This is a genomic window from Bradyrhizobium sp. DOA1 (genome assembly GCF_001593325.1).
Classification (GTDB): Bacteria; Pseudomonadota; Alphaproteobacteria; order Rhizobiales; family Xanthobacteraceae; genus Bradyrhizobium.
Genome location: NZ_JXJM01000001.1, coordinates 5,169,068 through 5,183,273, shown reverse-complemented (window position 1 = coordinate 5,183,273; position 14,206 = coordinate 5,169,068). Strand labels below are relative to the sequence as shown.

The 14,206-nt window shown below is 62.8% G+C and carries 12 protein-coding genes and 2 pseudogenes; 9 read left to right on the top strand and 5 right to left on the bottom strand.

Features of this window, described 5'->3' with window-relative positions; translation table 11 throughout:
- Nucleotides 1–351 (top strand): annotated as a pseudogene (locus SE91_RS24130) (hypothetical protein); the annotation flags it as partial.
- An 85-nt stretch (nucleotides 352–436) separates the two neighbouring features.
- On the opposite strand, the gene SE91_RS24125 reads toward SE91_RS24130, so the two are convergent.
- The gene (locus SE91_RS24125; RefSeq protein ID WP_061851280.1) at nucleotides 437–1,288 is read right to left on the bottom strand and encodes an alpha/beta fold hydrolase; all 852 of its coding nucleotides are present in this window, start codon (nucleotides 1,286–1,288) and stop codon (nucleotides 437–439) included.
- A 127-nt stretch (nucleotides 1,289–1,415) separates the two neighbouring features.
- On the opposite strand from SE91_RS24125, the gene SE91_RS24120 reads away from it, so the two are divergent.
- The gene (locus tag SE91_RS24120) at nucleotides 1,416–2,036 is read left to right on the top strand and encodes a CGNR zinc finger domain-containing protein (RefSeq protein ID WP_156489749.1); all 621 of its coding nucleotides are present in this window, start codon (nucleotides 1,416–1,418) and stop codon (nucleotides 2,034–2,036) included.
- Nucleotides 2,037–2,061: 25 nt separating this feature from the next.
- Here the strand turns inward: SE91_RS24120 and SE91_RS24115 are convergent, their stop codons facing one another.
- Nucleotides 2,062–3,240 carry a cytochrome P450 gene (locus SE91_RS24115; protein ID WP_061849382.1) on the bottom strand — a complete coding sequence of 393 codons (1,179 nt, stop codon included), beginning with the start codon at nucleotides 3,238–3,240 and terminating at the stop codon, nucleotides 2,062–2,064.
- 16 nt (nucleotides 3,241–3,256) lie between these two features.
- Entirely contained in the window at nucleotides 3,257–4,465 is a 1,209-nt protein-coding gene (locus SE91_RS24110) for an ABC transporter substrate-binding protein (RefSeq protein ID WP_061849381.1), read from the bottom strand.
- Between the two features lie 109 nt (nucleotides 4,466–4,574).
- On the opposite strand from SE91_RS24110, the gene SE91_RS24105 reads away from it, so the two are divergent.
- The 4 genes and pseudogenes from SE91_RS24105 (at nucleotide 4,575) to SE91_RS24090 (ending at nucleotide 7,568) form a co-directional block, all read left to right on the top strand.
- Nucleotides 4,575–5,054 carry a MarR family winged helix-turn-helix transcriptional regulator gene (locus SE91_RS24105; RefSeq protein WP_061849380.1) on the top strand — a complete coding sequence of 160 codons (480 nt, stop codon included), beginning with the start codon at nucleotides 4,575–4,577 and terminating at the stop codon, nucleotides 5,052–5,054.
- 148 nt (nucleotides 5,055–5,202) lie between these two features.
- Nucleotides 5,203–6,065 (top strand): annotated as a pseudogene (locus SE91_RS24100) (DUF3313 domain-containing protein).
- Between the two features lie 98 nt (nucleotides 6,066–6,163).
- Nucleotides 6,164–6,487 (top strand): hypothetical protein, encoded by a 324-nt coding sequence (locus SE91_RS24095; RefSeq protein ID WP_061849379.1) that lies wholly within the window; start codon nucleotides 6,164–6,166, stop codon nucleotides 6,485–6,487.
- 139 nt (nucleotides 6,488–6,626) lie between these two features.
- Entirely contained in the window at nucleotides 6,627–7,568 is a 942-nt protein-coding gene (locus SE91_RS24090; protein WP_008556538.1) for a LysM peptidoglycan-binding domain-containing protein, read from the top strand.
- 110 nt (nucleotides 7,569–7,678) lie between these two features.
- Here the strand turns inward: SE91_RS24090 and SE91_RS24085 are convergent, their stop codons facing one another.
- Entirely contained in the window at nucleotides 7,679–10,732 is a 3,054-nt protein-coding gene (locus SE91_RS24085) for a VCBS domain-containing protein (protein ID WP_061849378.1), read from the bottom strand.
- Nucleotides 10,733–11,335: 603 nt separating this feature from the next.
- Here SE91_RS24085 and SE91_RS24080 point away from each other — a divergent pair.
- A complete protein-coding gene (locus SE91_RS24080; RefSeq protein ID WP_245318515.1) occupies nucleotides 11,336–11,824 on the top strand; it encodes a FecR family protein in 489 nt (162 codons plus the stop codon).
- Complete coding sequence (locus SE91_RS24075) at nucleotides 11,818–12,759, top strand: tetratricopeptide repeat protein (protein ID WP_245318514.1); 942 nt, start codon at nucleotides 11,818–11,820, stop codon at nucleotides 12,757–12,759. Before SE91_RS24080 ends, SE91_RS24075 begins: the two co-directional genes overlap by 7 nt.
- Nucleotides 12,760–12,775: 16 nt before the next feature.
- On the opposite strand, the gene SE91_RS24070 is transcribed toward SE91_RS24075, so the two are convergent.
- Complete coding sequence (locus SE91_RS24070; RefSeq protein ID WP_061849376.1) at nucleotides 12,776–13,849, bottom strand: tartrate dehydrogenase; 1,074 nt, start codon at nucleotides 13,847–13,849, stop codon at nucleotides 12,776–12,778.
- A 219-nt stretch (nucleotides 13,850–14,068) separates the two neighbouring features.
- Here SE91_RS24070 and SE91_RS24065 point away from each other — a divergent pair.
- On the top strand, nucleotides 14,069–14,206 hold a 138-nt coding region (locus SE91_RS24065; protein WP_156490048.1), incomplete at its 3' end, for a LysR family transcriptional regulator.

Below are 14,206 nucleotides of genomic sequence, written 5' to 3'. Positions count from 1 at the left end.
GCCAAGCTCAACCAGCTCGGCGTTCCCGTGAAGCTCGCGATCGGCCTCGACTCCGTGTTCAAGACCAAGCTCTCGACCGGCGCCGAGCGGTACATCAACATCTATATCGGCGACGGTCCCGGCGAGCCGGTGCGGCGCGCCGAGGGTTTCCGCGGCAAGCTCGACAATGTCGACGTGCGCGGCACGGGCGTCGGTCACGTCTCGATCGACAAGAACGAGGCGATCCAGCGCCGCGTCATCGCCGAGATCGACGCCGCGATCATGCGCTCGCGTGCTCCGGTTGCCCCGATTGCCGAACCCCGCGCGCCGCGGTCCTCCCACTCGGCGGCGGCGGCTCCGTCAAGAAACTAAGGTGATTGCGCGACGAACAGGTCGCGCGCCACTCTTTGGCAAAGCCGGCTCGCGAGGCTCAGGCGCCGGTCCTCCTTACTCCGCGTTATCTCAAGAACGCGCGGATGCTGTCCGCGATCTCCGTCGCATGCGTCTCCAACGCAAAATGTCCGGTGTCGAAGAACTGCACCACGGCATTGGGATTATCACGCTTGAACGCCTCGGCGCCGGGCGGGATGAAGAACGGATCGTTCTTGCCCCAGACCGCGAGGAACGGCGGCTTGTGGGTGCGGAAATAGTCCTGGAATGACGGATAGAGCGCAACGTTGCTCTTGTAGTCGCCGAACAGATCGAGCTGCACGTCGTCCGAGCCGGGACGCGCCAGATAGAAATTGTCGAGATTCTGGCCGTCCGGCGACACCAGTGTCGGATCGGGGACGCCGTGCGTGTACTGCCAGCGTGTGGCCTCCGGTGTGAGGAAAGCGCGCAGTGCCTCACGGTTGGCCGGTGAAGGGTCTTGCCAGTAGGCCTTGATCGGACTCCAGCCATCGCTGAGACCATCCTCATAAGCGTTGCCGTTTTGCGAGATGATGGCCGTGATCCGCTCGGGATGGCGTAGCGCGAGCCGGAAGCCGGTCGGCGCACCATAGTCGAAGACGTAGATGGCAAAGCGATTGAAGCCGATTACCTCGGTGAAGCGGTCGATCACCTTCGCGACATTGTCGAAGGTGTAGCGGAAGCTGTCACGCGAGGGCATGTCGGACTGGCCGAAGCCGGGAAGGTCCGGTGCCACGATGTGAAACCGGTCTGCAAGCAGCGGGATGAGGTCGCGGAACATATGGCCCGCGCTCGGAAAGCCGTGGAGCAGCAGGAGCTTCGGCCCTGCCTTTGGGCCGGCCTCGCGATAAAATACCTTGAAGCCGTCGACATCAGCGGTGCGGTAGGTCGTCGTGGTCATGCCGATCTCCATGATATTGGTAACCTGTTAAACAGCCATATTCAGGTTATGGCCTTGCACCGTAACTTGTCAATGCGATTTTTAGAGGTTACTTATTGGGACTTCGGACGATGCGAAGGAACTTTTGATGGACCGCCCGCCCGCCATGTTCATTGCCGACTCGCTCGGGCTTGATTTCCTCAACTCGGTGGCGACGCCGGTCGATACACCGGTCGATTGGCTCGAGGATGGTGAGGGTCTGATCGACTGGCTGGCACAGGCGAAGCTGGTGCCGGCGGAGGAGTTGGAGGCGTTGAGGGCGCATGCAAAGCCGAGCGAACTCGACAAGGTCGCCGGTCAGGCCCGCGACTTGCGCGATTGGTTTCGGGGCTTTGTGCTGAAGCATGCCGGCCAGCCTCTCACTGCGAAGGCGTTGCGTGAGCTTGGCCGGTTGAACAGCGTTCTGGAGCGCGACGACTCGTTTCGGCAGATCGTGCCGCGCCGCGGTGAGCAGGGAGACGGCCTTGCGTTGCAAAGGATGCGGCGCTGGCGGTCACCCGAAGCGCTGTTACTGCCTATCGGGGAAGCCCTGGCGAAATTCGTCTGCGAGGAGGATTTCTCCGACGTGAAGGCGTGCGAGGGCCATAACTGCACGATGCTGTTTGCGGACCACACCCGCAGGCGTGCGCGGCGATGGTGCACGATGGCCATCTGCGGCAACCGCGCCAAGCAGGCCGCTCATCGCAGCCGGCTCAAGAGCCGGCAGTAACCGACCGCCACCAGGTGCGATGCCGTCAGGCCGCCGTCACCCGGACCGGCATGCTCTCGAGCCCGCGCAGGGAATTGTTGAGCCTGCGCTTCGGCTCCGCCGTGAGCTCGATGGTCTTCACGCGCCTTGCGAGCTCGCCGAAGATCAACTCGCCTTCGAGGCGCGCGATCATCTGACCGACGCAGGCGTGGATGCCTGCGCCGAAGCCGACATGCCCGGTCGCAGCGCGCTCCACATCGAAACGGTCGGGCTTGTCCCAGCGCGCGGGATCGCGGTTGGCGGAGGCCATGAACAGCAGCACCTTGCGATGCGCCGGGATCATGCCGCCGCCGATCTCGACGTCGCGCGAGGTGGTGCGAAAGAACGTCTGCACCGGTGAATCGTAGCGCAGGCCTTCCTCGAAGGCATTGCGCGCCAGCTCCGGCCTGTGATGCAGCTTGCGATATTCGTCGGGGTGCATGGCGAGCGCGAGCAGGGTGTTGCCGATGCCATTGACGGTGGTGTCGATTCCGGCGGTGAGGAACGGCCGCACCAGATGCGTCGCCTCATGCTCGGTGATCTCGCCCTCGGCGGCGGCCTGATAGATCATCATGCCGAGGCTGTCGGGTCGCAGCGCATCCCGCGCACAACATTCCATGATCCAGCTCTGCGCGGCGAGACCTTCCTGCCGTGACGCCGTGAGTATCTCGTTCTCCGGCCCGAAGCTGTTGAACACGAACGTGCTCCAGGCCAGCAGCTTCTCGCGTCCGTCAGGCCGGATGCCGATTGCATCCGGAAACACCTTCATGGGATAGGCTTCGGCGAGATCAGTCACGGCATCGAAGCTGCCTTTGTCGATCAGCTCCGAGACCTTCTTCTCCGCATCCTTCTGAAACGTCTCGCGCAGCTTCCTTGCGACGCCCGGCGACAGCGTACGGCCGAGCACCCGCCGGCCCTTGTCGTGGTCGGGTGGATCGATCTGGAGCGTCAGCGGCTTTGGCAGCGCCGGGTTCATGCCGTTGAGCCCGACGCCCTCGCCACTGATGAACGTCTTCCAGTCCTTCAGGGCCGGCTCGACCTCGGCATAGCCGGCCATGGCCCATACGCCGTAACGCTCCAATGCGAAGACGGGCCCGATTGCGCGCAACGCCTCATAGGCGGGATAAGGATCCATCAGGAAGTCGGGCGCGAACGGATCGACCGGACTGGACGCAATGCCGCTCATGGTCAGCTCCCAACAGCTATTGCTTCGCGAGGGGGCACTGACCGTCGCTTTCGGATCGGAAGGCGTCCTCGCCCTTGATGGTGGCGACGACCTTCAGCAAATCCCAGCTGGAGGTCGATTCCTCGGGCGCCTTGACCTGCAGGAGAAGGAGCGGATGGATCTTGCGTCCGTCCTTGCGGATATAGCCCTTGCCGAACAGCGGATCGTCGGTCGGCATCTCCTTCATCGCGGCGACCACGGCCTTGCCGTCCTTGGCGCTGCCAGCCTTGTCGACGGCCTTGAGATAGTGAATGACCGAAGCATAGACGCCGGCCTGCATGTCGTTCGGATAGGCCTTTGACGGAATGCGTTCGGCGAAGCGCTTGGCGAAAGCACGCGTGCCGTCGTTCAGATCCCAGTAGAAGGGATTCATGATCTGCGCGCCTTGCGCGAATTTCAGGCCGAGTGCGGGCAGGCCGTTCATGCCGAGGATCAATCCGACCAGCTTGCGATCCCTGGTCAGGCCGAACTCGGCGGCCTGCTTCATCGAGGTGATGGTATCGTCGCCGGCATTGGCGAAGCCGATGACGTTCGCCCCCGACGCCTGGGCTTGCAACAGGAACGAGGCGTAATCGGCCGTTCCCAGCGGATGTCGCACGCTGCCGAGCACCTCGCCGCCCGACGCTTTCACAGCTTCCGCGGCCTGCTTCTCCAGATCATGGCCGAACGCATAGTCGGCGGTGATGAAGAACCATTTCTTGCCGCCCTGCTGCACGATCGCCTTACCGAGGCCGCGGCCATAGGCATAGGTGTCGTAGGTCCAGTGCACGGTGTTCGGCGTGCATTTCTCGCCGGTGAGGAGCACCGTGCCGGCGCCTGATCCGATGAAGGCCTTGTTCTTCTCGGCGCTCATGCCGGCTACCGCAAGCGCGATCGACGAGTTCGGGATGTCGAAGATCGCATCGACACCTTCGTTCTCGTACCAGCGGCGGGCAATGCCGATGCCGATGTCGGTCTTGTTCTGGTGATCGGCCGCGACGACCTCGACCGGCTTGCCGCCGGTCTTTCCGCCATAATCCTCGACCGCCATCTTGGCGGCGACGACCGAGCCGACGCCCTGATAGCTCGCGAACGGGCCCGACTGGTCGTTCAGGATGCCGATCTTCACGACATCCTGGGCGAAGGCCGGTGCGGCCGTCAGCATCGCGGCCAGCATGCATAAATTATGCAGGAATTTGCTGTTCATTGTGTCTCCTCCGATGGGCGGTCTTTGTGCCGCTCTATAATAGTTATATTTTATAGCTATTTTTGAGAGTGTCAATTCGGCCATTTTTGGCCGCCGCGGATCGAGGATCATGAGCCCGAAAGCGTTAAGACCCGGAGCGAAGGCCGCTCAGCCAACTGCGACGTCGCTGGACCTGGACGCGCTCCAGCGCACGCCCGGGTTCATGCTGCGGCTCGCGCAGCTGAAATTCTTCGAAGGTTTTTACGAGGAGTTCGCCACGCTCGGCTTGACGCCCGCGACTTATGCGATCCTCGTCGTCATTCGCGACAATCCGGGCGTCCCCCCCAGCAGCCTTGCCAGCCTGCTCCGCCTGCGCTTGCCGAACCTGATCAAGATCCTGAACGAGCTCGAATCGTCCGGCTTCATCAAGCGCAGCCGATCGAAATCCGATCGCCGCGCCGTCGAGCTGATGCTGACGCCGAAGGGTGCAAAGCTCATTGCCGACGGGGCAGGGCTGACGGAGCCCTATAACCGGAAGATGCTGGCCCCGCTCACCGAAGCCGAGCAGCGCACGCTGCTCGAATTGCTCAACCGGATGCTGCCGCTCTAGCAAAGTTTCGTCACGAGAAAATCAAAATTAGAGGGTTTCATCTATTTATGATGGGGGATGGCAGGGACGCCAGGTGGCGGCTGAGGTAATCTTGATGACGAGTCGCGCCGGCGTGAGCGGGGTCCTGCACATGAAGTGGGCAGCGCTGATGTGCGTCACGTTTGCGGTCGGGGGCTGCGCGAGCGCGCCGCTCGACGAGGCGGCTCGCTCCGGAGCTACGATAGGATGTCCGACGCCAACGGACTGGTCACGCGATCACAAATCCGCGTGAACAAGAAGGACGTGCTGGCGGCGAAGACGATCCGCGTCGCATCGACCGTCTTTCCCGCGCGCGCCGATGTTGCCCTGAACGAGAAAGAGCGGCGTCTGGTCGCAAATGCCATCAGCCGCGAGCTGTGTCTCCGCTTGAGCGAGCGCTTCCGCATCGTCTCCTCCGATGACGACGCGGACCTCACGGTGCAGGCGACGGTGACGCATGCCAAACCGACCAGCGCGACGGCTTCGGGCGCATCGAAAGCACTGTCGGTCGCCAAGACGGTCGCGCTTCCCGGCGTACCCGTGCCGGTGCCGCGGCTTCCGGTCGGGCTCGGCAGTCTGTCGGTCGAGGCGGAGGCGCGCGATTTCGCCGGATTTCAGAAGGCGGCCATGGTCTGGGCACGCAGCGCCAATTCCATCGGCAGCTCTGCGCGGGTCGCCAACGAAGGCGATGCCTACGATCTCGCCGCCGAGTTCGGTGCTGATTTCGCCAAGCTGGTCGTGACCGGAGACTCGCCGTTCGGCGGCCTCCCGGCGCTGCCTCCGATGGAAAGCATTCCCGTGCGGCTCGGCGGTGCGCCCAAATATGTCGCCTGCGAAGCGTTCGGGCGGTTTCCAGGCCTCACTGGCCTCGCGGGGCAAGGGCTCGGCCTCCCGCCCGCATGGACCGATTCTGGTGCCCACGAGAGTCCGGCCAACAGTCCGGCCCCGCCGCCGGCGCCTGAGGCGAACTCAGGGCAGATGCTCACGCAATGAGCCGGGTGAATTCCTCGCCGTGTCCGACGCCAACTCGCGTCGACCGAAGGTCCGCTCTCGGCCGCCGCAGATCGCTGGCTGCCTCGACCGCGGTCCTGATGCTGCTGCTGGCGGGGTGTGCGTCGAGCACGAATGTCCCGCCTGCCTATCATCCTCCGCGTCCGCCCAGCCCCCAGGCGGTGAAGGACGGCGTCAAGAAGGGCGCGACCGAAGTCAAGCTGACCGGCGGGCTCGAGACGACCGCCATCCGTCAGGCCGACCACGGGCCGGGATCCTATTTTGCCTGCCTGCGGCAGAGCGGCCCCTCCGCAGGCAGACGGCCCACCTATTCGGTCTTCTTTGATGATGACACTTACAAAGGAATCCAGAGCTCGGTCATTTCCGAAGCCTGCGAAGCCGAGCCATGGGTTCCGTTCAACTGATTGCGGCGATCCGGTGGCGGCCGGTATCAGCGGGTCTGCCGAGGAGCGACATGAAGTTCCGTGCCCCAAATTCCACCCAATCGGTGTTCACCAAGCCGATTGGAAAAGGCCGTTGCCTTCGTGGTGGGACTGCTGGACGATGATTGATGTGAGGCGAGCCATCGCGCTGGCAGTGGTTGCGCTGCTCGCCCTGAGCAGCGGCATGGCTGGTGCTTCCCCGCCGAAGTCCAAGACCCCCGCGGCCGTCCCCGCCGCGCCGCCGCCTCCACCGTTCGAGCCGTTGCCGCCGCCGAAGGTCTACCTGTTCCGCGGCGCCATGGGCCCGTTCTTCTCGACTGGCATGGACCGGCTCGGCGAGAAGCTGACGCAGGCCGGCTTCTCGGCCGACGTCTATGAATTCACCTTGTGCCGGTTCATCGGCAGTCGCGCCATTGCCAGCTACAAGGAGAAGGCGGCGCCGATCGTGCTGATGGGGCACTCCATGGGCGGGCTGTGCTCGATCATCATCTCAGAGATGGCGGCCAAGGAGAATATCCCGATCAGCCTCGTCATCGCCATCGATCCCGCGCATGCGACCGGCGACGTGCCGCTCAATGTCGAGCGCTTCATCAACATCTTCCTGTCCGACAGTGTGCTCGGGGGCGGCGACGTCGTCGCCGTGCCCGGCTATCGCGGCCATTATGCGAGTTACGACCTCAAGGAAAACGCGCGCGTCACCCACATCAACATCGAGAAGTCCGACGACATCCATCGCCAGATCGTGCAGATGGTGACGCAGCTGCCGCGCATTCCGCCGCAGACCCAGGCCGATGCCGTGCCGCTGCGCTATCTCGTGCCCGCCGACACGCTGGTCGAGTTGTGGGATAGCGGCGTGCGCGTGCCGGTGCGCCGCGGCGACACCATGGAGAGCATCGCCGCAGCCAACCGCGTGCCGCTGTGGACGCTCGCACAGAGCAATTCATTGCCGGAGAACGCCCAGCTCACCCCGGGCCAGACCATCATCGTCCCGCGCCATCTGACCCCGCCCGAGCCGGCCGCCGCGATGGCGACGCCGCCACCTCCGTCGGCAGGGAAGAAGTAGGCGACGTTGGTCTGATTGGACCAAGGCGGTACGTTCTCTCTCCGCTTGCGGGCGAGACTCATGCCAGCATCCCGCAATACGTTCATGGCATGCATCTTCAGCAGACCAAGTCACACGAAGAGATCGTGCAGCGGATGGTGCCCGGCCGAACCGCCTGCAGACGGAGCGTCATGGTTCAGCTGCAAAACGTCGGCAGCTGCCTCGGCGCCCTCGGCGGCCGTTGCCGCGCGTTCGTGATGATTGCTCGGTTCGAGGAGATCGTTCGAGAGATTGATGACGGATCTCTCGATCGCAGAATTCAGGAAGTGGAAGCAATCGTCCTGCCCGTGCGGATTGGCCGTTGAGTATCCGTGTGAGCCGGGTGTGCCATCGACCGCAGAGTGCTGTTGAGAATGAGGCCTGCAGGGCTCCTCAGACCGAGCATGATCGGGTTCGCTGGCTCCAAGGGGATTCGGCTGAGCTTCGCCTCCATTCCCCACTTCCTTCTGCGGGACAGCATCCGGCGCATTGTCGGTGTCGGCACCGCCATGAGTTTCCGCGGCCTTGCTTTCCTTCGCCATACTCCCCGCGCCAACTCCGCCTCGATGGACGCTGTCGCTGGTCGTGGTTTGTTCGAAGACAAATCTGAAGTTGTCCATCGATCGCCAGACGGAAGGCGGTTCGGAGAGCGTGGATTGCGCCGCCGTATCGCCCGAATTGTCTAGCCCGGAGCCGACGTAGATGATGTTATCCCCGTTGTTGCCCTCGATCGTACCGTTGCCAGATCCGCCGAAGGCGGTGTTGTTCATGTCGGTGCCGTTGAGGGTGTCGTCGCCGGCGCGCACGTCGGCGTTTTGGGGAACGGTGCTACCGCCGGCAATGCTCTCGCCTCCGGCGGGACCGTCAACAAACGGAGGATCGGATACGACGGTGGCTCCCGTTGCCAAATAGTCGGCCTCCTTGGAGTCGGCGTCGCTAGCGCCGCGGATGGCGATCGTCACATCTTGCGCGGTGCCATCGATGGTCGTCACCGTGAAGTGGTCGGTGAGGGTATCGCAAACGTCGAGTGCGTCCACGACGCGATTGTTGTTGTCGAGCGTATAGGTCCACAGTCCCGCCGCGGTCATCGTGAAAGTGCCGTAGCCGCCGGCGCTTGCGGCGGGCGTGGTGACCGCTGTGAAGGTGTTGGCGGGATTGTCGACGTCGGTAGCAGCGAGCGTGCCGGCCGCTATCGGCTTGCCGTAGGAGCAGCCGCTCTCGAGCACCGAGCCCGTCTTGGTTCCCGAAATGATGGCGGCGTCGTTCATGCCTTTGATTGTAATTGTCACGACCTGCTGCGTACCGTCGACGGTCGTCACGGTGAACTGATCGGTCCGGGTGTCGCAGATATTGAGTGCCTGCACGGTGCAGTTGTTGTTGTCGAGCGTATAGGTCCACGCGCCGGCCGAGGTGATCGTGAAGTAGCCATAGCCCTGCAAGCTGGCCGTTGGACAGATGACCGCCACGAAAGGGCTGATCGGATCATCGACGTCCGTGGCGGCAAGGCTACCAGTCGCGGTCGGCGTTCCGGGCGAAGCGCAGCTCGCCTCGACGACTAAACCGGTGGTGGTGCCGGAGATGACGGCGGCGTCATTGCTGCCCTGGATCGTGATTGTCACGAGCTGGGGCGTGCCGTCGATGCTGGTCACGGTCAGAGTGTCGGTCAGGGTGTCGCCGACATTCAAAGCCTGCACTTTGCTGTTGCCGTTGTCGAGCGTGTAGGTCCACACGCCGGCGGATGTCATCGTGAAATGCCCGTAGCCGCCGGTGCTTTTGGTCGGCGAACTGACCGCCGTGAAGATATTGGGTGGGTGGTCGACGTCCGTGCTCGTGAGCGTGCCGGTTATGGTTGGCGTGCTCGCCGTCGCATTGACGCCGCCGCTCGCCTCCATCACCGCGCCGCTGACATCGCCTGAGATGACGGCAGTGTCGTTGACGCCAATGATGGATATGTTGAAGGACTCACGCGCCGAGAGCCCGCCGCCCGAGACCGTGACGACGAAGCTCGCGGTCGTCGGCGACGTCAGGGCATTGATGGCGGCATTGTTCGGAACGAACGTGTAGGCGCCGGACGCGCTGTTGAGATAGAGGGTACCATAAGGACCGGTCTGTGAAACATCGTATGTAAGTCCGTTCAGGACCGTGCTCCCGACCGTCCCTCCACCAAGACCATAGGTCAGCGCGGCATTGAACGGGCTGCTGGCGCCGAAGGTACCGCTTGACGCAGTGAACTCGTCGAAGGCGACCGTGTCAATTTTGATGGGTGCGGCCGGCAACCTCAGCGTCGGCTGCGGCATCACGATCAAGGGGAATTCGATCGGAAGTAGTGGTGGAAGCTGGTTCGCCGGCTCAGTCGGCGTGATGTCTGACGTGAAGTTGATGTGCTGAAGCCCAGGCGAATTGCTGAACGGTGGCGTGCTGGAGCCCATCGACTCTCGCGTGAAGTTGGCAACTACGTCCTGTTGAGCGGCCTGCAGCTCTTCCATGCGAGCCGCGCTGTTTGTCACCTGGCTCACGCTGATCGACGAGCCAATCCTTTTCAGGACGATGGTCTCGCCCGGGTCATCGACGACGATGTGTCGCGGCACCGGCTCCTTGGTGACGAGCTCGAACACACCGTGCTGAAGGTCCTTGTACGTGATCGTATCGTCATCCACGAGGGTGGCGTCGGGGTCCGCGGCTCGTGCCTCCGCAATCATTGAAAAGGTCAACGCCGCAATCGTCAGGATGCCGAACCCTTTTGAGGGGAAGTGGCCATGAATGCTTCCGAGCGGAGTGTCGATCGTAAGGACGCCGCTGTTTGCCAGTCGGCCGGCGGCGAATGCGAAGCTGCCGCTGGTGACTGCGACGGCGGTCGAACGCGAACCGGAATCGGACGCGGACGCGACTTCGCGCAGCTCGATGCGGGCTTGGCTGAAGACGTTGAACAGGCTGTCGTCGAGAAGACGAATTCCGACCCGGGAAAAGGTGGCGGTCTCGATTACGTCATGACGGCAGACAAGGTCGCCAACTCTGACGTTAATCGCCGCGCCGCCATCGCGGGTAAGGCTCACTTCACCGAAGGCGGTCTCGACTATGCCGATGATCTCAAGCGGTGAAGTCGTGAGAACCCCGTCCGAAGGCCCAACGCCGAACGCAACTAACATAGAAATGGCCTCGCATCCCGAATTCTTCGGGCTCGGCGCGATGCCGCAGTCTTCTTGTCGGATTTGCCTGCGCCACTAAAGCAGGTTTTGGCACTGGCAATTCCAGGCACTGCACGCCGAAGACTACCGATAAAAATTCTGATCTCTATGGGTATTACCACGGCGGTGACAGGTTCACGCGAGACGCGGCGTCTCGACCGGACCGCAATTCGCTTCTCACTAAGTAGACGCTTGGGATGCATGAAATGTAGCTTATTTTGCTGGCGAGGCAAAGGGCTCGCAGTTAGGATGAGGCAAAAGCAGTCTCCCTCTGGAGAGCTGCTCCTCGGGACCGATCCACGCCGGAGAAGCTCGCGATGCACCACTTGCGGGCTTGGCTGGGCCGCATGGAGTCCTGATCGAGCGATTACGCGAACAAGATCTTCTCGGAAGGAGCGGATCATGTGCAGACATACGATCGCTGCTTTGCTAGCTGGTTTTGTTTGTGCGTCCGCGAGTGTTCTTGCTGCGCCCGCGCAGGCTCAAATAAATCCCGTGAAGCCCAGCCTTGGGGATGTTGCGCCAAGCCCGATCGGGAAGGTCGTAGCCGTTACGGGTACGGTCATGATCGAGCACGTAGGTGCGGTCCTCGTGCAGGTCGCACTTCCCGATAAAGCTGCTCAAGCCAAGGTCGGAGATGTCGTGTATCTCCGCGACGTGGTGCGGACGGAAGCGGACAGCCGGATCAGTATCAATTTCAGCGACGGTTCGTCGTTCAATCTGTCGAGCAATGCGCGTATGACCTTGGACGAGTATGTGTATGAGCCGGCCGGCAAATCCAACGCGGCGTTTTTTGGTCTGGCGAGAGGAACGGCGACATTTGTAGCCGGTCAAGTCGCGAAGAGCGGCGATATGAAAGTTGATACGCCCCTTGCAACGCTGGGGATCCGGGGTACGACGCCGCATATTGAAATCGCGGATGACGGCTCGGTCAAGTTTTCGACTCTCATCGAAGAAGGCAAGGCCAAATTGGTCAAGAAGCGCGCAAGTGCCCCGGCGCGTCAGCAGGAACAGGAGAGTGCTCCAAGATTGAACATCTGCAGAGGATGCTGAGCCATCTTGAGGAAAGCATGTCTTTCCTCCCTTCGCGACGTGTGAGCATCGAAGCGGTGTTCTACAGGGAGATCGACACGGAGATGACCATAAGGGCGGCCATCATCGGCAGCGTCGCACTCGTTACCGCCTTGCTGTGGCTCTGCTCGTCGGCGGTCGCGCAACAACTGCAGCAAAGTTCGCGTCTCAAGACGATTGAACAGTGCAACGGCCGGGACCGCATCCCGGCCCAGGCCCGGATCGTCGGCTGCACAGCGCTGATCAATTCCGGTGATGCCAAGCCGTCGGCGCTGGCCTTGGCCTACAACAACCGCGGTAACGCTTATACCGCGACGGCGGAATACGATCGTGCCATCAGCGATTTCGGTCGCGCGATCGAAATTGCGTCAGACTACGTCAAGCCGCTGAACAATCGCGGCGTGGCCTATTTGAGGATGGGAGCATATGACGAGGCGATCAAGGATTTCGGTGAGGCAATTCGGCTCGACCCGGGTTATGGCAGCGCCTTCGCCAATCGCGCGGGCGCCCACCTGAAACTGGACCAGTATGATCGGGCCCTGCTGGACTTCAACGAGGCTATCCGCCTCGATCCGAATTCGAGGTTGGCGAGAAGTGGCCGGTGCTGGGCCCGAGCGGTCGTCGGCGACCTCCAGGCGGGTCTTGAGGACTGCGACAGCGCGATTCAGTTGGGCGCGCACGATGCCGCGACATATGATTCACGTGCGCTGATCCATCTGAAGATGGGTCAATTTGCTGCGGCCATCGACGACTACAACTTCGCCTTGCGCCTGACACCAAATCTGGCCACCGCGCTCTATGGACGGGGGCTAGCCAAGCTCGGCCAGGGCGATAAAGCGGGCAACCGTGACGTCTCGGCGGCAAAGCTCATCGAGCTCAGGATCGGCGACGCGTTCGTGCGCTATGGCGTGCGGTGACGTCAGGGCTGGTTTGCTAAACGTTCGACCCGTGGATGGCATCGATCACCGCATCGGTGACCTCCTTCGTCGTCGCCTTGCCGCCGACGTCGGGTGTCAGCACGCCGGCGGCGCAGACGCGCTCGACGGCGGCCATCAGCCGTGACGCCGCGTCCTTCTCGCCGAGATGTTCGAGCATCTGAACACCGGTCCAGAAGGTTGCGATCGGGTTGGCGATGCCCTTGCCGGTGATGTCGAAGGCCGAGCCGTGGATCGGCTCGAACATCGACGGGAAGCGGCGCTGCGGATCGATGTTGCCGGTCGGCGCCACACCGAGGCTCCCCGCCAGCGCGCCGGCAAGGTCGGAGAGGATGTCGGCGTGCAGATTGGTCGCCACGATGGTGTCGAGACTCTTGGGGTGCAGCGTCATGCGCACCGTCATGGCGTCGACCAGCATTTTGTCCCAGCTGACGTCGGGGAATTCGCCGGCGACCTCGGCCGCGATCTCGTCCCACATCACCATGCCGTGGCGCTGCGCGTTCGACTTGGTCACGACCGTCAGCAGCTTGCGCGGGCGCGATTTCGCGAGCTGGAACGCATAGCGCATGATCCTGGTCACGCCGACGCGGGTGAAAACGGCGACTTCCGTGCCGACCTCCTCGGGCAGGCCCTTGTGGGCGCGGCCGCCCATGCCGGCATATTCGCCTTCGGAGTTCTCGCGCACGATCACCCAGTCGAGATCGCCGACGCCGACATTGCGCAGCGGCGAGGCCACGCCCGGCAGGATCTTTGTCGGCCGCACATTGGCGTATTGGTCGAAGCCCTGGCAGATCGGCAGCCGCAGGCCCCATAGCGTGATGTGATCGGGCACGTCGGGGGCGCCGACCGCGCCGAAATAGATCGCGTCGAATTTTTTCAGCTCGGCGAGGCCGTCGGCCGGCATCATCACGCCGTGCTTCTTGTAATAGTCCGAGCCCCAGTCGAACGTCTTGACGTTGAAGGCGAGATCGCCGCTGCGCTTTGCCAGCGCCTCCAGCACGCGTACGCCGGCCGAGATCACCTCGGGGCCGATGCCGTCGGCGGGAATGGCAGCGATCGAATGGGTGCGCATGGGAGTGCTCCGTTTGGGACGACGCCGGTCTATCTGCGAATCTAAATGGGAATGCAGGGCATACTCAAGCGACGCTGGTTTATACAAAAAAATGATATAATCCTCGTAAGGCCGCCACGACGTCATGGCCGGGCTTGACCCGGCCATCCACGCCTTCTCAGCGGCGCAAAGAACGTGGATGCCCGGGACAAGCCCGGGCACGACGATGAGGGGCGGCAGATGGAATTGCATCAGTTGCGATGCTTCGTGGCGGCGGCCGAGCAGCTGCATTTCGGGCGCGCGGCGCAGCAGCTTCAAATGCTGCCCTCCGCGCTCGGCCGGCAGATCAGGCTGCTGGAGGAGGATCTGGGAACGCGG

Coding starts and splice junctions, on each gene's coding strand:
- SE91_RS24125 (WP_061851280.1), bottom strand. CDS start 1,288: ATGACCACGACGACCTACCGCACCGCTGATGTCGACGGCTTCAAGGTA.
- SE91_RS24120 (WP_156489749.1), top strand. CDS start 1,416: ATGGACCGCCCGCCCGCCATGTTCATTGCCGACTCGCTCGGGCTTGAT.
- SE91_RS24115 (WP_061849382.1), bottom strand. CDS start 3,240: ATGAGCGGCATTGCGTCCAGTCCGGTCGATCCGTTCGCGCCCGACTTC.
- SE91_RS24110 (WP_061849381.1), bottom strand. CDS start 4,465: ATGAACAGCAAATTCCTGCATAATTTATGCATGCTGGCCGCGATGCTG.
- SE91_RS24105 (WP_061849380.1), top strand. CDS start 4,575: ATGAGCCCGAAAGCGTTAAGACCCGGAGCGAAGGCCGCTCAGCCAACT.
- SE91_RS24095 (WP_061849379.1), top strand. CDS start 6,164: ATGCTGCTGCTGGCGGGGTGTGCGTCGAGCACGAATGTCCCGCCTGCC.
- SE91_RS24090 (WP_008556538.1), top strand. CDS start 6,627: ATGATTGATGTGAGGCGAGCCATCGCGCTGGCAGTGGTTGCGCTGCTC.
- SE91_RS24085 (WP_061849378.1), bottom strand. CDS start 10,732: ATGTTAGTTGCGTTCGGCGTTGGGCCTTCGGACGGGGTTCTCACGACT.
- SE91_RS24080 (WP_245318515.1), top strand. CDS start 11,336: ATGATCGAGCACGTAGGTGCGGTCCTCGTGCAGGTCGCACTTCCCGAT.
- SE91_RS24075 (WP_245318514.1), top strand. CDS start 11,818: ATGCTGAGCCATCTTGAGGAAAGCATGTCTTTCCTCCCTTCGCGACGT.
- SE91_RS24070 (WP_061849376.1), bottom strand. CDS start 13,849: ATGCGCACCCATTCGATCGCTGCCATTCCCGCCGACGGCATCGGCCCC.